Source organism: Noviherbaspirillum pedocola (assembly GCF_016632335.1).
In the GTDB taxonomy this organism is placed as follows: Bacteria; Pseudomonadota; Gammaproteobacteria; order Burkholderiales; family Burkholderiaceae_D; genus Noviherbaspirillum_A; species Noviherbaspirillum_A pedocola.
Genome location: NZ_JAEPBG010000015.1, coordinates 61925 through 78384 on the forward strand (window position 1 = coordinate 61925; position 16460 = coordinate 78384).

General features: G+C 59.1%; 21 protein-coding genes. 5 read left to right on the plus strand and 16 right to left on the minus strand.

Annotation, left to right across the window (positions count from 1 at the left end):
- Positions 1 to 2: 2 nt before the first annotated feature.
- From trbC to JJB74_RS24925, 4 genes are read right to left on the minus strand one after another with little or no spacing between them, the layout of a single operon-like run.
- Positions 3 to 725, minus strand: a complete 723-nt coding sequence (gene trbC / locus JJB74_RS24910) for a type-F conjugative transfer system pilin assembly protein TrbC (protein WP_200596523.1) — start codon at positions 723 to 725, stop codon at positions 3 to 5.
- A complete protein-coding gene (locus tag JJB74_RS24915) occupies positions 673 to 1713 on the minus strand; it encodes a TraU family protein (RefSeq protein ID WP_200596525.1) in 1041 nt (346 codons plus the stop codon). The genes trbC and JJB74_RS24915 overlap by 53 nt, the downstream gene beginning before the upstream one ends.
- The gene (gene traW / locus JJB74_RS24920; protein ID WP_200596527.1) at positions 1710 to 2339 is read right to left on the minus strand and encodes a type-F conjugative transfer system protein TraW; all 630 of its coding nucleotides are present in this window, start codon (positions 2337 to 2339) and stop codon (positions 1710 to 1712) included. Before traW ends, JJB74_RS24915 begins: the two co-directional genes overlap by 4 nt.
- Positions 2339 to 3061 carry a DsbC family protein gene (locus JJB74_RS24925; RefSeq protein ID WP_200596528.1) on the minus strand — a complete coding sequence of 241 codons (723 nt, stop codon included), beginning with the start codon at positions 3059 to 3061 and terminating at the stop codon, positions 2339 to 2341. The genes traW and JJB74_RS24925 overlap by 1 nt, the downstream gene beginning before the upstream one ends.
- Before the next feature lie 204 nt (positions 3062 to 3265).
- Here JJB74_RS24925 and JJB74_RS24930 point away from each other — a divergent pair, with 204 nt between their 5' ends.
- Together JJB74_RS24930 and JJB74_RS24935 are read left to right on the plus strand one after the other, a co-directional pair.
- Complete coding sequence (locus JJB74_RS24930) at positions 3266 to 4111, plus strand: SprT-like domain-containing protein (protein WP_234484837.1); 846 nt, start codon at positions 3266 to 3268, stop codon at positions 4109 to 4111.
- A gap of 192 nt (positions 4112 to 4303) precedes the next feature.
- The gene (locus tag JJB74_RS24935; protein WP_200596532.1) at positions 4304 to 4798 is read left to right on the plus strand and encodes a hypothetical protein; all 495 of its coding nucleotides are present in this window, start codon (positions 4304 to 4306) and stop codon (positions 4796 to 4798) included.
- A 110-nt stretch (positions 4799 to 4908) separates the two neighbouring features.
- Here the strand turns inward: JJB74_RS24935 and JJB74_RS33735 are convergent, their stop codons facing one another.
- The 4 genes from JJB74_RS33735 to JJB74_RS33740 form a co-directional block, all read right to left on the minus strand.
- Entirely contained in the window at positions 4909 to 5034 is a 126-nt protein-coding gene (locus JJB74_RS33735; protein ID WP_267913191.1) for a hypothetical protein, read from the minus strand.
- Between the two features lie 250 nt (positions 5035 to 5284).
- On the minus strand, positions 5285 to 5605 hold the full coding sequence (locus tag JJB74_RS24940) for a hypothetical protein (protein WP_200596534.1): 321 nt from the start codon (positions 5603 to 5605) through the stop codon (positions 5285 to 5287).
- Between the two features lie 178 nt (positions 5606 to 5783).
- On the minus strand, positions 5784 to 5990 hold the full coding sequence (locus tag JJB74_RS24945; protein ID WP_200596535.1) for a hypothetical protein: 207 nt from the start codon (positions 5988 to 5990) through the stop codon (positions 5784 to 5786).
- 104 nt (positions 5991 to 6094) lie between these two features.
- Positions 6095 to 6226 (minus strand): hypothetical protein, encoded by a 132-nt coding sequence (locus JJB74_RS33740; protein WP_267913192.1) that lies wholly within the window; start codon positions 6224 to 6226, stop codon positions 6095 to 6097.
- Between the two features lie 952 nt (positions 6227 to 7178).
- On the opposite strand from JJB74_RS33740, the gene JJB74_RS24950 reads away from it, so the two are divergent.
- Positions 7179 to 8201 carry a diguanylate cyclase domain-containing protein gene (locus JJB74_RS24950; protein WP_200596546.1) on the plus strand — a complete coding sequence of 341 codons (1023 nt, stop codon included), beginning with the start codon at positions 7179 to 7181 and terminating at the stop codon, positions 8199 to 8201.
- 444 nt (positions 8202 to 8645) lie between these two features.
- Here JJB74_RS24950 and JJB74_RS24955 read toward each other — a convergent pair whose 3' ends face one another.
- The 6 genes from JJB74_RS24955 to JJB74_RS24980 form a co-directional block, all read right to left on the minus strand.
- The gene (locus tag JJB74_RS24955) at positions 8646 to 8858 is read right to left on the minus strand and encodes a hypothetical protein (protein WP_200596549.1); all 213 of its coding nucleotides are present in this window, start codon (positions 8856 to 8858) and stop codon (positions 8646 to 8648) included.
- 260 nt (positions 8859 to 9118) lie between these two features.
- Positions 9119 to 9664 (minus strand): hypothetical protein, encoded by a 546-nt coding sequence (locus JJB74_RS24960; protein WP_200596552.1) that lies wholly within the window; start codon positions 9662 to 9664, stop codon positions 9119 to 9121.
- A gap of 146 nt (positions 9665 to 9810) precedes the next feature.
- Positions 9811 to 10143: a hypothetical protein gene (locus tag JJB74_RS24965; RefSeq protein ID WP_200596554.1), complete on the minus strand. Its 333-nt coding sequence runs from the start codon at positions 10141 to 10143 to the stop codon at positions 9811 to 9813.
- A gap of 133 nt (positions 10144 to 10276) precedes the next feature.
- Positions 10277 to 10510, minus strand: a complete 234-nt coding sequence (locus tag JJB74_RS24970; protein WP_200596557.1) for a hypothetical protein — start codon at positions 10508 to 10510, stop codon at positions 10277 to 10279.
- Between the two features lie 151 nt (positions 10511 to 10661).
- Entirely contained in the window at positions 10662 to 11648 is a 987-nt protein-coding gene (locus JJB74_RS24975) for a phosphoadenosine phosphosulfate reductase domain-containing protein (RefSeq protein ID WP_200596560.1), read from the minus strand.
- A 150-nt stretch (positions 11649 to 11798) separates the two neighbouring features.
- Positions 11799 to 12158, minus strand: a complete 360-nt coding sequence (locus JJB74_RS24980; RefSeq protein WP_200596562.1) for a winged helix-turn-helix domain-containing protein — start codon at positions 12156 to 12158, stop codon at positions 11799 to 11801.
- A 228-nt stretch (positions 12159 to 12386) separates the two neighbouring features.
- Between JJB74_RS24980 and JJB74_RS24985 the strand changes: the two genes are divergently transcribed.
- On the plus strand, positions 12387 to 12902 hold the full coding sequence (locus tag JJB74_RS24985; RefSeq protein ID WP_200596565.1) for a M50 family metallopeptidase: 516 nt from the start codon (positions 12387 to 12389) through the stop codon (positions 12900 to 12902).
- Positions 12903 to 12917: 15 nt separating this feature from the next.
- On the opposite strand, the gene JJB74_RS24990 is transcribed toward JJB74_RS24985, so the two are convergent.
- Complete coding sequence (locus tag JJB74_RS24990) at positions 12918 to 13301, minus strand: hypothetical protein (RefSeq protein ID WP_200596568.1); 384 nt, start codon at positions 13299 to 13301, stop codon at positions 12918 to 12920.
- 233 nt (positions 13302 to 13534) lie between these two features.
- Between JJB74_RS24990 and JJB74_RS24995 the strand changes: the two genes are divergently transcribed.
- Positions 13535 to 14551 carry a porin gene (locus JJB74_RS24995; protein WP_200596571.1) on the plus strand — a complete coding sequence of 339 codons (1017 nt, stop codon included), beginning with the start codon at positions 13535 to 13537 and terminating at the stop codon, positions 14549 to 14551.
- 66 nt (positions 14552 to 14617) lie between these two features.
- Here the strand turns inward: JJB74_RS24995 and JJB74_RS25000 are convergent, their stop codons facing one another.
- Entirely contained in the window at positions 14618 to 16336 is a 1719-nt protein-coding gene (locus JJB74_RS25000; RefSeq protein WP_200596572.1) for a methyl-accepting chemotaxis protein, read from the minus strand.
- Positions 16337 to 16460: the final 124 nt, after the last annotated feature.

Below are 16460 nucleotides of genomic sequence, written 5' to 3' on the forward strand. Positions count from 1 at the left end.
GGTTACCTCACCACTGATCCGGGACGTGCGGCGTGACGCATGCGCTCGATCCGTGCTTCCGCCAGCGCCGCGATTGGCTTGCTTGCACGGCGGCGGATCGTGTCCAGCGCCACCTGGATCGAAATGTTTCCGGAGACGGTCGCATAGCTCGTCTCCGGTGCACAACCCTCCTCCAGCACCGAGCTGGCGCCGGCCGCGGCGACCGCGAACGTCGGCACCTTGTCCACCTTGAACGTCTTGAACAGTTCCGGATGGATATCCCATTCCGCGCCAGCCCGGTTCAGGATCAGTGCCGCCTGCTTCGTCTCGGCCAGCGATTCATCCTTGAAGCCGCGCAGCACCAGCACCGCGCCGCTCTCCCTTGCCTGCCGCGCCAGCTCCTTGAGGATGTCGGGCGGCATCGAGAACGACACAAAGACGATCAGGTCATTGGAATCCTTCGGCAGATCGACGCGCTTGCCGTCCTGATACTGCTTGACCAGCGCGTCGAGGTCCTGGGTGCGCTGCGGCTTGGGCGCGACGTTCGGCACTTCGGTTTTGAAGCCGCCCGCTTGAGTGCTCTGCCCCGGTGCCATCTTCAGCGCTTCCATGGTGGCCGAGCGCTGCTTGGCCATCTGCGCCTTGATTTCGGCGTCCGACGGCAGACCTTGCGCGCCGGCTGGCGCAGCCAGACTAAGGAGTAGGAGTGACGCCGCTGCAGCAATCGCGCTTACGGAAAATCGCATAGGAAAAATCTCTCATGTTGGGTAGCGGCGCTTGCGTGCCGGACTCGGACAGGATGGTGGAGCGGCCGATCGGGTCGCAGCAGTGGCCATTGATTTTCGTGGTCTGCGGGATCGGCGACAGGCGCTGGAACTTGTACTGGCGCTTGTCCATGATGATCTGCGGGGTGTAGCCGCACATCGCGTTCTCGCCGGCGGCGGTCCATTGGGTACCAGCCGCGTGCAGCTTGGCCAGCACACGCGCCGTCTGCAGGCGGGCCGACTGCTCATTGCTCATGTGGCTGTTGTTGTTGCCGGTGAGCGGGTACATCTGCCCGTATGCGCCAGCCGCCCAGAAGATCTCCTTGATCGGGAATCCCGCAGTTGCAGCCACCGCATCGGCCGTGTTCGCGCCAATGGCGAGAAGGCTACCGAACGGGAAGGCATACGGCGTCAGGATGCCGGCCAGTTCATCGTCGTTGTGGGTCGGATCGGCGAACGACACCCACGGCACGTCCATGCCGCGATTGTCCAGACAGGCGTCATCCAGCACCGCGCCCAGCACATACATTGCCGGATTCAGGTACAGGTTGACCTGCCGGAAGGAGCTTTTGCTGGACACCTTCGCGCCCGGCCGGAGCTTCTTGTCGGTGCCGAAGGCATCCGAGTTCACGCCGATATTGACCCGCGCGCCGCCCAGCATCGGAAAGCAACCAGGCGTGGCCGTCACATCGGTCATCATGTCCATTTCCCAGAACGAGGTCGGCACACCGACTTTCGGGGTGCCGCCGTTGGTGCAGGAACAGATGGCATTCGTGGGGCCGGACTGGTAATCCTCCTGCCCGCCGCTGTAGAGCGTGGTGCTGCCGAACATCTTGATCGGGAAGACGCAGGACCAGCAGACTTCAGTGATCAGGTTCGGGAATTTGCCGGTGCAGAGGTCGTCCGCTTTCACGACGCTGGGCAGCATCGCGCATGCAGCCAGCAGCCATGCCGCCAGTTGTTTTTTCATAGTGCCAACTCCTCAATCTGCAATAGCTTGCCGCGCTGCGTCAGCACGGACGGCACACGCTTGATATGGAAATGGTTGACCAGGATGCCGCGCTGATCGAAATACACCGGGCGCTTCCATTCGCGCGTGAGATTCACGTACGAGCCGCCGACGAGCACCACCTTGTCTTTCGGATTGGCGTCGGTGCGCTGCTTGGCATAGGCGACTTGCGCTTCGTCGCGGCCATCGATGAACACAATGGCTTTCGACAGCTGGGTGTAGTCCAGCGGGTTGATCTTGGTGCCGGCCGGGACGAGCACGTTGCCGAGGTTGTCCTTGACGGTTTCCGCGAAGGTATAGGTAGGATCGAAAGTGTAGGTCTTGGCTTCCTTGACCTTCGTGATGCCGGCGACCGCTGGCGGGTTGTTGACCCCGTCGAGCTGCTTGTCGCGGTAGTCTTCCCAGAACTGCTTCATCTTGCCGCCCTTGTCCATCTTCTTCAGGCGGTTCTTGATCGAGTCGACCGCGTCTGGCTCGGCGATGTCCCACGTATTGCCGTAGGTGCCCAGCTGCTCGGCGTGAGCAACCGGGTGCACGATGGCGGCCGCGGCGAGCGCGGCCAATAGAGTTGCCCGCGCCTGTCGCATTACATGCTGCCTTCGAGCCAGGCGTTGATCTTCTCCGCCGGCGCGGCGCCCGGCAGCGAGCGGCCATCGGCACTCATCAGGTACGGCGTGCCACGGATATTCAGCTTCTCGGCCAGCGCCACGTTGCGCTCGACCGGGTTTGCACACTTCTTCGATTCCGGCAACTGGCCGGTGATCATCGCGCTGCTCCAGCTGGCAGAACGGTCCTTCGAGCACCAGATCGATTCGGCCTTGTTGCGCGCATCCGGGTGCAGGGAGTCGATCGGGAACAGGAAGGTGTAGATCGTGACGTTGTCGACCTTGGCCAGTTCCGGCTCGAGGCGCTTGCAGAACGGGCAGTCCGGGTCGGAGAACAGGTAAATGGTGCGCGCGCCATTGCCGCGCTTGGTGACAATCGCGTCGGCCAGCGGCAGCTTCGAGACATCGATCTTGTTCAGGGCTTCGCGCTTGGGCGCGGTCAGGTCCTGGCGGGTCTGCATGTCATAGACGGAACCAAACAGGAAATAGCGGCCATCCTTGTCGGTGTAGGCGATGTTCTTGCCCATCGTGACCTCGAACACGCCCGGCAGCTGCGACTTCTCGATATTGCCGAACGTGGTGGACGGATAGCTTTGCTTCAGTTTCATCAGTACCTGGGCGGCTTCCGGGTCCATGGCCGGCTGCGCAGCGAAGGAGGTCAGCGCGCTTGCGGCCAGCGCCAGGGTAAGAAGGGTCTTTTTCATGGGTATTCCTGAGTAGTGAAGTTGTGCGGCCGCCGGACCATCCGAAGCGGCAGAATTTGTTTCCGACGAGCATCTTAAAGTTACCTGTTATGTACGTCAACATAAAATACTCAGAAAGGATACAAAACATCTCTCTGTACCGTTTTTGTATTGATAAAATCGGGTCTCGACATTTGGATTGCACAATCCACAGCCATGCGCAAGATGACCCCACCAACTCAGGAACACTACGGCGAGCTATCGCATGCCTACGATTTCTTCAACGAGCGGCTGTTCGGCGGCGCGTTGCCGGGATGCCTGTTTACGCTGCAGCGCAATTCACGCTCGATGGGGTATTTCAGCCATGAGCGCTTCGTCAAGCGTGACAACATCCGCACCGACGAGATCGCGCTGAATCCGGAATACTTCGCGACGCGGCCGGTGGAGGATGTGCTCAGCACGCTCGCGCACGAGCAGGTCCACCAATGGCAGCAGCATTTCGGCACCCCGCCCCGCCGCGGCTACCACGACCAGGAGTTCGCCGCGAAGATGCAGGCGGTCGGGCTCATGCCAAGTCACACGGGAACACCAGGCGGCAAGACTACGGGCGAGAAGATGTCGCACTACATCCTGCCGGACGGCCTGTTCATCCGCGCCTGCAAGGAGCTGCTCCAGTCGTCATTCGGCATCGTCTGGTACGATCGCTTCCCGGTGCAGACGGCGAAGGAATACGAGTTCGCGGCGGACACCACGGTGAGGATTTCCCCTATCTCAGTGCCGTCGCCGGCGCAAGCCGAGAACGCGCCGGAAGAGACACTGGAGATGGAAGCATCGCAAGCGTATGCACCAGGTAGCGATGCCGGGGTGGAGAGCGCGGTTCCGCTCTATTCGGCGCCGCCAATTGAATCTGGCCTCGATGTCGAGCGGCCGGCGACTGCGGGTGCGGCGAAGAAGGCAAACACGAGCAATCGGACGAAATACGTCTGTGGTTGCAAGACTGCCATCTGGGCCAAGTCTGGCATCAAGGTGCGCTGCGAAGCGTGCAATGGCCTGTTCGTTGCTGCCGCTTGAAAAAGCAACTGAGGTCGCCAGATAGCGCTTGAGCAAATTTATCGTGCAGAGAAGTTACGGCTGCGCAACCATCACCGCCGACGCCTCGGATATGGTGAATAGCAATTCGACAACGGCCCATGTCGCTCATCTGGCGTAAGGCCTGTTCGCTTTTTCGCTTCATTGACCTTCCACCCAGACAAAGGATGTCTCATGAAAGTAAAGAATGGCCTGCTCGCCTGCGTTCTCTCTTTTGCCGGCGTTGCGGCCGTGGCGCCACACGCCGCGATGGCGGGACCGACCAACGCCGGGTTGAACGGCACCATCAATTTTGTCGGCTCCATGGACCCTACGGGCAACGCTACCTGCCCCTTCCAGGGTCTCAATGCGGGTACCGGGATACTTACGCAACTGGGCAAGGTCGCGTTCGTCGCGGCGGACTGCATCTTCCCTTCGCCAACGGGACTGTATGCCAGCGGCACGCTGACGCTCACGGCGACCAGCGGGGACACAGTCAGCGGCACATACGCGGGCTCGTTCATTCCCATCAATAATGGCGCGGCATATCAAATGAGCGGCGTGATGTTTTCGATCACCAGCGGCACCGGCCGCTACTTGAATGCACGGGGCACCGGGACGCTACAAGGGACGCAGGATGCGTCGACGGGCAAGGGGACCATTACGGTCAGCGGGACAATTTCCTACTGAAGGAGCTAACGTCTCCCCGCTATATCAGGTTCCGCAGTCACATATGGAAAAAGCCCGCACATCGATGCGGGCTTTATTTTTCATGGCGCGATCTGCGCCGGATGCCAACATCAGGGGCGCGGCTTGCCTTTGGCCCATTCGGCCTGGACGGCGGCGATCGCACCGGCCAGCGGAGCGAAATACCGGCGCGGGCTGGCCTTGGCGATGGCGATCACTTCTTTGAGCAGCTTGGGCATGTTCAGCCTCCTTTTAACGCAAACATATAATACTGATGCACATACGATAGTCCAGATCGCCAAGCTTATCAAGCAGGAAATAGAAAAAGCCCCGTTCTCGTCATGAGAAACGGGGCTTGTGGGCGGTTACTTGTGCAAGGGAGCGGTAAGGCTACGCTGCACGTCGACCGCGACTGCGGTGTTATTGCGATGGAACTCGGACTTGATGCCCTGGATGACACCCACGAGGGGAGCGAAAAATAGCCGGGGGCTATCCTTCGCGATGTTCACCAGTGCCTGAGTCGTTGTCGTCTTCATTGTTGAAAAACTCCATGATTTCTCGCTTGATGGAAGTCAGCAAATAGACGGCATAGAGAAGGATGTCCAGAACTGCGACAAAATTCTCCAGGCCTTCCAGTGCCTTGATGATGAACTTGCTGACGTGGGTTTCCCCAGCCAACCATTCAACAAAAATCGACAGGACGTATGCGCCCATGCCAATTCCGATGAACCAGACAGTGGCCACGGCGATATGCGCCAGGACCAAAACCAGTACCTTCCAAAGCGGCTCGTTCTTCTTCTGATGTGCCATGATGTGTGCTCCTTCGTTGGTGGAATGCAGGTGACCTGTTCACCTGGTGCCAAGGAAATGAGCGACACGAAAATGTAAGAACGCGGCGCAGCAAGCGGTGCTGGCGTTTCCTTTCGAGAGCCCCAAAATGAAAACGCCCCGCGATCTTGCGATGCGGGGCCTGTCGGGAAACTCTGGGCTACTGCCGGCTGCGGTAAAACAGGGCGTCGATCTGCGGCTCCGTCAGAATCATGCTGCTTCCCTGTTCGGTGGTGATGCCGAAGACCGCCTGGCGACGGACCGGATGCTGTTCTTCGCTCATGATGCGTGAGTTACCGACCTTGCGGCCGTCGCGCGTGAACAGCTCCATCCCAATAGTCAAGTCGACGCTCTGGCGCTCGAGCATGGTGTCATCCCTCATTGGTTGAAGCAGTATTTCAGATTGCCGGTGGCATCCGGCTGCCCGCAACCGGACAAGGAGGGCGTGCGCGATGGCAGGGACGATGAGACTTATTGCGCGGCGCTTTGCATCTTGGACTTCACGTCCGCGGGGAGCAGATCGGTCGTGGCCTTCGCTTCATCAAAGCCGGCGCCAGCCATGCTCTTTGCCGACGATGAAACGGCCTGAACGGAATTCGCCACGGACTTCACCGTCTGGATGCCGGAGGCGACAGTCGGACTGTTCGCCAAGTATTGGTAACCGCAGAAGCCAGCAATCAAAACAAAGAGCCAACCCATCATTTTCCTTTCGCAGCATGGTCAAGAATATACCGGCGCTATTATATGTCTCATGTATCGTTTTAATACAGCGATAAAACTAAAAAGGCCCACCTTTTGATCGGTGGGCCTGGGAAGTTAAGTTGCGAAGTTGAGATAGAAAACCATGCCGATAGCAGCGGTTGCCAGTACCGCGTAGCCCACGTTGCCCCACATCGGAGCACGCGGGTCGAACCGCTTCGGCCGGTCACTCAAAGGGTAAGGCTTCATCGAGACTCCTCTGTTGTGAAGGCACCTCGAAATGGCGAACGCGGATTTGTAATCGGGAGAACGGTGAGGAGAGGACCGGCGCGGCACGGCCCGAAACAGAAAAACCCGGAAAGGACAAAGGTCCGATCCGGGTCGTGGTTGTCGCTGGCAGGAGTAGCCAGGTTCAAAAGTCTCTAATGAGACCTTGGATGCGCGGGTTGGCGCAGCTGGCGGAAGTGGCCAGGTTCAGCAGGATCGTCGCTGGGACGTTGAGTGCGAATGCACGTTCCCCGAGAGGGAAATTGTCTTTGTACTTTGGATATGTCGGGTGTGCACTTACAACAACACGCACTTATATTGTATTTTTTTGATACAGAAAACGCATGTTTCCCGGCAAAGCTCTTGCACCAGGCCAACATTTCCGGTTTAATACGACTCACACGACGCGCAACACGAACCGTCCTGACAGAATTACCGATTTCCCTCTCCTGAGTTGAAGGAAAAGAGCCTCACGGCTCAACTTGCGACCACGAAGCCCGCCCGTCAAACGGTGGGCTTTGTGGTTTTTGGCGTTCTGACAACGGTCGCGGTATTGATGTAGCGCAATGCGTCTAAAATTTGTAACAATATGATACATTGCAAAAAATCAACAAACGAGCAAGGCGCATCTTGGTACTCCCTGCGCCCCACTTCCATCGAAATCGGTCTTCCAGACATGATAGGTATTGACGCCATCCACGACGGGCACATCCTGATCGTTGACGATCAGCCGGGAAACGTCACTGCGCTGACCGGACTGCTCGTCGCCAACGGCTACCGGCGCATCTCCACTACGACAAATGGCCGTGCGGTGGCCGCCATGCACCGGGCTCACCGCTACGACCTGATCCTGCTGGACATGCACATGCCCGACATTACCGGGCTGGAGGTCATGAAACAGTTACGAGCGGCCGACCCGGAACATTACCTGCCAGTGATCGTGGTGACAGGCGACCAGCACAGTCGGATCGCGGCGCTCGAGGCCGGCGCGAGGGACTTCATCATGAAACCTTACGACTTCGTCGAGCTGGATGCCCGGATACGCAACACGATGGAGGTCCGCCTCCTCTACAAGGCGGTCGATGAAAGTCGACGCCTGATGGAGCAGCAGGCGCAGCACGATGCGTTGACCGGTCTGCCGAACCGACGCCTGTTGCTGGACCGGCTCGAAAACACGCTGGAACAGGCGCGACGCCAACAGCGCCAGGTCGGGCTGCTGTATATGGACCTGGACGGCTTCAAGGAAGTCAACGACCGGTACGGCCATGCCTGTGGCGATCGGCTCCTGGTGCAGGTGGCGGAGCGCGTGCGCAACGCCGTACGCCGCGCGGACACCGTCGCCCGGATAGGCGGCGATGAATTTATTGTGTTGCTCCCCGAAGTTTGCGACGTTCGCGATGCCGAGCGCCCGGCGGAGAAGCTGCTCAATGTGCTGCGCGAGCCGTTTGCAATGCCGGAAGGCGATGTGCAGATCAGCGGCAGCATCGGGATGGCGCTCTATCCCGATAACGGCGATGACATGGAACGGTTAATCGCTTCAGCCGATACCGCTCTCTACAGTGCCAAGCGCGCCGGCAAGAGCCGCTATGAGATCGCCCGGTCCCTTCAGTAGCCCTACTGTTATTCAGGGCGCATATATCATCTATTGCCAATGGGAATTGGATTCACGGAGGAGCGGCCGCTATAGTTACACCTGTCTCCTCCACCCTCCCAAGGATGGATTATCCCGCTCCCCGTGAGCGGGTTTTTTTTGTCCGTTACTTCCGCAAAAGAAAAAACCCGCGACCGTTGCCGATGCGGGTTTCCCTGTCGTCTTCGCTGCCACCCCTGTGGGGATAGATTTTGTAACAAGATGATGCCTCCATTTTATGGTTGTGTCTATGTACATCGCATCACGCTATTGCGCTTGAGCAATAAAAAAACCCGCTCGCCGTGAAGGGGAGCGGGTGGAATCCATCCTTTGGGAGGGTGGAGGAGACGTTTCAATAGTAGAGGTGCGGCGCTTCGGCGTCAGTCAGACAAATACTGATCTGGCCGTAGGAATTTGTGCATCGCATCATGACGGCAACCGTTTCTTGAGCCCCTGTTCCAGCGCCAGCACCGCCCAGTCCGGGCAGCGGTTCGATACCTTGCTGGCGTCGCCTTTGAGCCAGTGCTGCAGCGTACGTACACCGCAGGGACGCCCGGATTCTTCCATCAGCAGGCATGCCGCCTGGACATCGCTCAGCACAGCCCCTTCCATCATGTCTTGCAGTCGTCTACGGTTCATCAGCGCATCCTCCATGGAAGTGGGTTTCTTGATGTTGGCGCGTTTCGCCCGGGTAGCGGCATCCATAGCGTTGGCCTTCGAAAAAGCCGGCCCTCTTCTGAAGGCCCAGATCGACTCACCGCGAAAAACTGGCTTCCACGCTACCGATGCTGATCTTGCTGACAAGTCAGTGAGATGCTGAATGCCATGTAGGAAATTTCCCTTGGAAAAATTTCAACAAAAACCCCGCATCCATTGGAATTGGATACGGGGTCGGTTGGTTAAGCGTGCGCGGCTGCGCAAGCACACACAGAAGATTCCGGCGACAAGGCCGGTTCCTTGATTTCCGCCTCAAAGAGGCTGACGGCGACTGCACCTGGTGTACTGGCCTGCAGCGCCGCAATCGTTGCGGGCGTCAGGTCATACGAGTCATACAGCGTGGCGTGCAGCGGATTGTCGATCCAGCCTTCCTTGTTATGCCAGTAGCCCTGCTCGACGGGCGAGTACAGCACCAGGGTATTGGTTGGAACAATGGGATGCTTGGTCTTGGCCGCAATCTGCTCGGCAAAGTCACGCGTTTCCTTGCCGGTGGCGAAATCGCCGGCACAGACTTCACCGCGCGTGTCGGTCCAGACATAGACGGAGAAGAACTCCGGAACGATGGCAAGACCTGGACGGGCGATGCGGGCGATGGAGACGCTGCGCTCCTTGTCCCGGCCGATGGCGTAAATCGAGATACGGCCGCTGTTCTTCGCCGTGAAGCTGGCGGGAAGGCGAAACACGGATGGCAGGACGATGGGATCTTTGAAAACGACGGTGAGTGGCATAACAAGCTCCTGAGTGGGTTAAGGGATGCACGCCTTGCGTTGGCGTGGCAGGAGGGAGATGCGCCACACGGAAGCACAAAAGAAAAAGCGCCTCGGGGATGTCCGAGGCGCGTGGTTGAATGGCCCGCTCAGAAAGAACCGTTGCATCAAATGGCAGCCGGTTCGCAGCGTATCCAGCCGAGCCGCGGATACCATTTCGCGGTCGTGAGCGATTTCAGGTAGAAGCGTTCTGCGTCATACACCTGTTCCCACAGCTGATCCTGCTTGCGCTGGAAGAAGCCAAGGATCGCGTCCGATACCGGATCGGTGCCGTTGACGACGGTCCCGAGCAGCTGCGGATCGTCCGAACTGCAATAGAACGCCTGACAGGGGGCATTGAGTGGCCGCCATGACACGCGCCCCTGCAAGCCGGCAACACGATAGTCGGACACGCCCTGGTAGTTGGAAATGAACTCGGGTTGGCTTGTTGCGGCAGACATGAAAATCTCCTGTGAGAGTTGAACTTGCACAGTCGAGATGACTTTCATGGAATTAGAAGATGGGATAGGGCGGGAAAAAAATAAAAAGCGCCCCTTGGAAGAGGCGCTGTGCAGGTTGATTGGGGATATCGGCTTACGCCTGGATGGCTTCCTGATCCCGCCAGTCGCGGATGCCGAGTTCTTCTTCCATGACTTCGGCGACCTCCTGGGCGAGATCGGGCCGGTGCCGGCAGATGTAGTTGGCCAGCGGCCGCGTTCGCATCGGGTTCGATTCGAGCACGCGCATGACGTCGACCTTGCGCAGCGCACCAATGGAGTCGGCGGCCACTTTAATGAACAGCTCGAGGTTTTCAGATTCGTGTTGCATGAGTTTGCGCTCCTTGTCGTGATGGGGAAAGCAAGAGACTCGTTCTCTTGGTGAAGATGAATGCCGCACACGGATCTGGAATCAGGACGGCCAAAGAAAAACCCGCGCCTGGTGAGAGGCGCGGGTGGTAGCGGTTATCGAAGCAGGCAGGTCATGTTGGACCGGCCGCTTCACCGTAGGCGCCAGCCGGCAGCGCCCATTCCTCCATGAAGATCGGCAGATCGTACGTCTCGGACATCGCCACGCGCACATGCTCCGGATCCATCGCATACGGCGTGCCGCGAGCAATGGCTTTATCGATGTCGCCATCGCGCCGAAGCGTGACGCCAAACTCCTGCTCGTGCTTTCGGATCTGGATGATCTTGTGCGGAGCAATCTGCGCGACGCTTGCCCATTGCGACGGGCTACCGAAGATGCAGGTCTGGCAGCTGCACCGACTCCAGCCAAGCCAATACGCGGGATGCGCCCGGATGCGATGGCGTTCCATGATGGCCCATACTTCCTTTTCTGACCACTTATGGACTGGGCGCCACTGCCACACCATGCGCTTGCCATTGCTGGTCTTGTGCGGCTCGGCCTCGGCATACTTCGACCTCGCTGTGCTTTCCTCCGCGCGCTCGCCGGTAACCAGGCAAGTGCGCTTGCCGGTGAACCGGTCCTGGTTGGCGATCGCCATTGAACATATATCGATTTTGAGCGAGCTCGAGCACCACCTAGTAGACAGGTTGGCCGATTGCTGAGGGAATTTCCGTCTTGTAGACGGCGTGCCCCGGATGCCGCCAGCCTTCATCAGGCCGGTCGGTGTTTCGAACAGCGTTGGCGCGGTCAATGCGTTTTCCCGAAGGAGTTCCCGCGCAAACCCGCCTTCGCGCCAACTGAAGTACAACGGAATACCGAGCGCATCGGCAAATGCGCGGACATAGGCATGCGTGCATGGCCAGTCCATCTTCAGCTGACCGGTGTCGCCGTCATCGATCTCGTGATGCCAAAGCTCGATGCGGTCCTTCGGGATGCCCAACTCGAGGACGTGCAAAACGCACGCGACCGAGTCCTTACCGCCTGAAAAACCAATGATGACCTTATCGAACGCGAACGGATCGAAGGCATCGCTGGTGACAAACAACGTTACTTGTTCCATCTCTCACTCCATAGAAAGAAGGCCTATTGCGTAGGCCGGACTCTCGAAAATGAGAAACACCGAACAAGAAGCGGAAATGGCGCGGCAATGAGAAAGCCCGCATCGGTAGCGGGCTGCGCGACGAGGCTTAACTACGTCTCTTTTATGAGATCAGCGTTCGTGGGAAGCCGCCTCAATCAGGCAGCCCGAGAGTTTGTCGAAGTACAGCAATGCCGCCTGCGTGAGCTCGATCTGCTTGCGCCGCATGTCTTCCGTATCGGCCAGCGCGATCCATCCCTTCTCGCGCATGGACTTGAGCCGCGTATGAATGGTCGCCGGAGCGCCCAGCTCTGCACGGGCCATCATGTCGCGTACCGAAAGCCGGCCACCCTCCGTATCCATGCGCGCAATGATTTGCAGCATGCGCTCCTCCAGCGGATCGAGGGCGGGCAACATCGGCAATTCCCGGATGGAGTCAGTGAGTTGCAGGAAGCGGAGATAGATATCAGCAGGGCGTTGTCGCGGTCTCATTGCGGGTGAAGCCAAATCTAAACTAAAGAAAACTGGTTGCCTGGTGAAGGCAAGCCGACTCAGGAAGAGGCAGTGAAGGTAACGGAAACGGGTCGCGTTTGACGCGCCTTCTCGCACACAGTTCGTTTCTTCGCAATAACCCTGCATCTCGCACGGTGGTTAACGGTCGGCAACAACATTGTCTTCTGTATAATCAATTGCAATTCGTTTAACACATGGGCGGACAGCATGACTTTCCTGAAGCTGGCATTGGGACTGGGCCTGATCTGGTTCATCTTCGCCTTCCTGCTGGTGATCCACGAATATGGCCATGCGTGGGCCATGCGCCGCCTGGGCATGCGCGTCGATCGGATCGTCATCGGCACCGGGCCGGTGCTGTTCCGCACCGGCGAAGACGAATTCCGCCTGCTGCCGCTCATCGGCATGGCGATCAGCAAGGACTACGCCAAAGCTTCGCTCGAGGCGCGCGCCGTCGCCGCTGCGGCCGGTCCTGCGGCCTCTCTCCTGCTCGGTCTGTTCCTGCTGCTGGCCTACTGGCTCATGCCGGCATGGGCGACGCTGATCGCCGCCAAGGCCTCCCTGCTGCTGGCCGCCATCAACCTGATACCCTTGCCGCCCTTTGATGGCTTTACGATCGTTGAAGCTTCTCTCGCTCGCCGTGGGCTGCGCATCGACGAAGGCCAGCGGCGCCAGCTCTTCGCCATCGGCATCGGAACGATGGTGCTGCTCACCCTGGTGCTTTGAATTCTCTGGAAGGGCTCAGGCTTCCGTGGCAACGCGGTTGTCTATCGCTTCGCGCAGGTGCATGACGAACGCTGCCAACTCACCGTCTGACAGGCCGGTGGTGTCAAAGCCGGGATAGCGCCTATTGCCTGCCCCATCAGTGGACGGCAGATACAACAGTTCGTACCCCAACCCTTTGATCAGCAACTCGGCGGGCATGGCCAGCTTCCTCGGCGTGATGTAGAAACATGTCCCCTTCACTTTGCCGACCCGGTTGGTGTCGAAAGCGCCCCGGAATTCCGGACGCAAATCAAAAACGGCAACCCAGTTTTCCCGATCTTTCAGCGACAGACCGGCATGCGCAAGCACCTGAAAAATACCCATCGCTTTATTGATTTTAATTTCTAAATGGAAAGGCACGCAGTGTAGCAGTCTCCGCTTCTGTTCGACATTCTCCTGGCTGCGTTGTGCGCATACCGTACCGAGAACCAGACATCGAAACTGTTATTTCTTGACGGAAATTAATCAAGCAATGATAATTCGGTTTCCGATAAGAAACTTTTATCGGGCCAGGAGCCAGTCATTTCGCGCGAATGACTGGCTCTTGTGTTTTTGGCCTTCGGGAATATGCAATCAGCAATTGAGATTTTGGAATGAAGCACTCGTATGCCGTTCTGACGGCAGCCCTCCTCGCCTGCGCCACCCCGTATGCGCAGTCAGCCGTCGAAGTGTACGGCTCCATCGATGCCGGGTTACGCAATCAGACGAACGTCAACGCTGCCGGCGATAGCAAGACCACCATGAGCTCGAACGGCACCTACAACTCGAATCGCCTCGGGTTCAAGAGCACGGAAGACCTCGGCAACGGCTGGAACACCCATTTCACGCTGGAGAGCGGCTTCAACAGCGGCACCGGCGCACTGAACAATCCTGTTGGGCGCCTCTTCCTGCGCACGGCTTCCGTGGGGGTCGGCCACAAGCTCGGCATGCTGGACCTGGGACACCAGTACACGAATGCGTTCATGACGATGTATGGCTACGATCCGCTCTCGTTCCAGTATTCGAGCATCAATCCGATCATGCCAGCCACGGCCGGCGTCTGGTTCGACAACGACATCAAGGTCATCGGCACCTTCGGCCCGGTCTACACGCTTGCCGAGTGGTCGCTCGGGGAGCAGGCAGGGTCGACGGCTGCAGGCTCAGCGCGATCCCTCGCCATGATCTACAACGATGGGCATGTCTCGGCCGGCGCTGCCTATACCGACCGGCGCAGTCTGTCGAACCCGAAGACAACGCACTGGACCGCAGGCGGCGCATACCGCTTCGGCAAAGCCAGGGTTTCGGCTGGATTCGTCGATGAAACCGCCAACGTGCTGGCCGCGGGTGGAGACACGCACAACCGGCACGCGTGGGCCGGCGTGAACTATGCCCTCTATCCTTCCATCGAACTCACTGCCGCAGCGTATCGACAGAAGCTCTCCGGCGTGCTCGCCAACGGCAACACGGCGGATGGTTCCAGGAACCTGTATCTGCTGTCCGCGACCTATGCGTATTCCAAGCGCACCAAGTTCTATGCGATGGTCGACCAGGCGCGCATGTCCAATGCCCTGCTCGCCTATGGGCATGATCGGCAGCGCGATCTCGCCTTCGGCATCAACCATCTGTTCTAATTCCGCCGGCGCACAAAGAAAAACGCCCTGACCTTTCGATCAGGGCGCTCCACGATGTTCTGTTGATCAGAACTCTTCCCAGTCTCCGCCAGACGCGGCAGGCGTAACTGCCGATCGGAGGCGCGGCGCAGGCGCTGCCACGGCCTTCGAGGACGCCTTCCTGCCAGTGACTATGGGAACTGCCTTGCGCGTCACAGGTGCGCTTGCCGTACGCTCGACACGCGCCAGCACCGGTTCATTGCTGAGTTTGAACTGGCTGACTGCCCGCGACAGCTGCTGCGACTGGTCGCTCATGGACTCGGAGGCCGCGGCCGCCTGTTCCACCAGCGCGGCATTCTGCTGCGTGACCTGATCCATCTGGGCAATTGCCTGATTCACCTGCTCGATGCCGGCGCTCTGCTCGTTGCTCGCCGCCGAGATCTCGGCCACGATATCCGTCACGCGGCGAATGCTCGCTACCACTTCCTCCATGGTCTGGCCCGCCTCACCCGCCAGATGCGTGCCGGCGTCGACCTTGGCCACGGAATCGCCGATCAGGTCCTTGATCTCCTTCGCCGCGGCCGCAGACCGTTGCGCCAGACTGCGCACTTCGCTGGCCACCACGGCGAAGCCCCTGCCCTGCTCGCCGGCGCGCGCCGCTTCCACGGCCGCATTCAGCGCCAGGATATTGGTCTGGAAAGCGATGCCGTCGATGGTGCCAATGATGTCGGAAATCTTGCGGGATGCGGCCTCGATCTCGCTCATGGTGCCCACTACCTGCGACACCACCGCGCCGCCGCGCTCGGCAACCTCGGAAGCCGACTCGGCAAGCTGGTTGGCCTGACGGGCGTTGTCGGCGTTCTGCTTGACCGTGGAGGTGAGTTCCTCCATCGAAGAAGCGGTTTCCTCCAGCGAGCCGGCCTGCTGCTCGGTGCGCGAGGACAGGTCCTGATTGCCCGAGGCAATTTCCGCGGACGCCGTTCCGATCGCTTCGGTGCCGACCCGGATGTCGCTGACGATCTTCAGCAGATTGCCGTTCATGTTCTTCAGTGCCTGCTGCAGCTGGCCAATCTCATCGCCAGTCGTGACGTCGATCAGGCCGGTCAAATCGCCGTCGGCCACGCGCTGCGCGCCCTTCACCGCCGCGTTCAACGGGCGGGTAATGCTGCGGGTCAGCCATGCGGCACAGACGATACCGAGCGCCACGCACAGCAGCGCCAGCAACATCACGCGGTTGCGGCTCTGTTGCCGCAACTTTGCGATATCTCCCGCCAGCTCATCGAACTGCGAACGCTGCATGCTGACGAACTCCCGGAGCGTATCCTGATACGCCTGCGCCGCCGGCAGGTACGTCTTGTCCAGCACAGCGTTGGCTTCGTCCAGCTTGCCCGCCTCCTTGAGCTTGATAGCCTGATCGCGGCTGCTCAGATAGGTCTTCCGGACTTCAATCGCCTTGGCGTAGAGTTCTTTCTCCTTGGCGCTGTTGAGCATCGGCTCCAGCTTCTTGAGGATTTCCGCACTGCTCTTGGTGGTTTCTTCGGCCGCCTTGGCAAAGAACGGCGCCAGTGAGGTATCGGTGCTCTTGGCGATGGCCGAGGTACGGGCAACGGCAACGGAGATATTGCTGCTCCAGTCGCTGGCAAGCCGCTCCTTTTTGATCGGCTCATCGAGCATCTTCTCGGCCGCGTCGGACACAGTGTTCAAATTGACGATGCCGATGATCGTGATAACGATCGACAGGCCCAGAACGATGGCGAACCCGAGAGCAAGGCGGCTCCCGATGCGCATGTTGGATAGTAATTGCATAGTGCTTATCTTCTTGTTGATTGTTCAATTTTCGACCAGGCATACGGCGGCCTGGCATTTGTTGCCATTTGTTATCGGTCCCCACCCGTTGCATCTGAATGTCAAATTGGCATCAATATAAAAT

Bases quoted from the DNA above. Each gene is read 5' to 3' on its own strand.
- JJB74_RS24995 (WP_200596571.1), top strand. From the start codon at position 13,535: ATGAAGCACTCGTATGCCGTTCTGACGGCAGCCCTCCTCGCCTGCGCC.
- JJB74_RS24985 (WP_200596565.1), top strand. From the start codon at position 12,387: ATGACTTTCCTGAAGCTGGCATTGGGACTGGGCCTGATCTGGTTCATC.
- JJB74_RS24940 (WP_200596534.1), bottom strand. From the start codon at position 5,605: ATGGCACATCAGAAGAAGAACGAGCCGCTTTGGAAGGTACTGGTTTTG.
- JJB74_RS24980 (WP_200596562.1), bottom strand. From the start codon at position 12,158: ATGAGACCGCGACAACGCCCTGCTGATATCTATCTCCGCTTCCTGCAA.
- JJB74_RS24960 (WP_200596552.1), bottom strand. From the start codon at position 9,664: ATGCCACTCACCGTCGTTTTCAAAGATCCCATCGTCCTGCCATCCGTG.
- JJB74_RS25000 (WP_200596572.1), bottom strand. From the start codon at position 16,336: ATGCAATTACTATCCAACATGCGCATCGGGAGCCGCCTTGCTCTCGGG.
- JJB74_RS24955 (WP_200596549.1), bottom strand. From the start codon at position 8,858: ATGAACCGTAGACGACTGCAAGACATGATGGAAGGGGCTGTGCTGAGC.
- JJB74_RS24945 (WP_200596535.1), bottom strand. From the start codon at position 5,990: ATGCTCGAGCGCCAGAGCGTCGACTTGACTATTGGGATGGAGCTGTTC.
- JJB74_RS24965 (WP_200596554.1), bottom strand. From the start codon at position 10,143: ATGTCTGCCGCAACAAGCCAACCCGAGTTCATTTCCAACTACCAGGGC.
- JJB74_RS24915 (WP_200596525.1), bottom strand. From the start codon at position 1,713: ATGAAAAAACAACTGGCGGCATGGCTGCTGGCTGCATGCGCGATGCTG.
- trbC (WP_200596523.1), bottom strand. From the start codon at position 725: ATGCGATTTTCCGTAAGCGCGATTGCTGCAGCGGCGTCACTCCTACTC.
- JJB74_RS24930 (WP_234484837.1), top strand. From the start codon at position 3,266: ATGACCCCACCAACTCAGGAACACTACGGCGAGCTATCGCATGCCTAC.
- traW (WP_200596527.1), bottom strand. From the start codon at position 2,339: ATGCGACAGGCGCGGGCAACTCTATTGGCCGCGCTCGCCGCGGCCGCC.
- JJB74_RS33735 (WP_267913191.1), bottom strand. From the start codon at position 5,034: ATGCCCAAGCTGCTCAAAGAAGTGATCGCCATCGCCAAGGCCAGCCCG.
- JJB74_RS24950 (WP_200596546.1), top strand. From the start codon at position 7,179: ATGATACATTGCAAAAAATCAACAAACGAGCAAGGCGCATCTTGGTAC.
- JJB74_RS24975 (WP_200596560.1), bottom strand. From the start codon at position 11,648: ATGGAACAAGTAACGTTGTTTGTCACCAGCGATGCCTTCGATCCGTTC.
- JJB74_RS24925 (WP_200596528.1), bottom strand. From the start codon at position 3,061: ATGAAAAAGACCCTTCTTACCCTGGCGCTGGCCGCAAGCGCGCTGACC.
- JJB74_RS24935 (WP_200596532.1), top strand. From the start codon at position 4,304: ATGAAAGTAAAGAATGGCCTGCTCGCCTGCGTTCTCTCTTTTGCCGGC.
- JJB74_RS24970 (WP_200596557.1), bottom strand. From the start codon at position 10,510: ATGCAACACGAATCTGAAAACCTCGAGCTGTTCATTAAAGTGGCCGCC.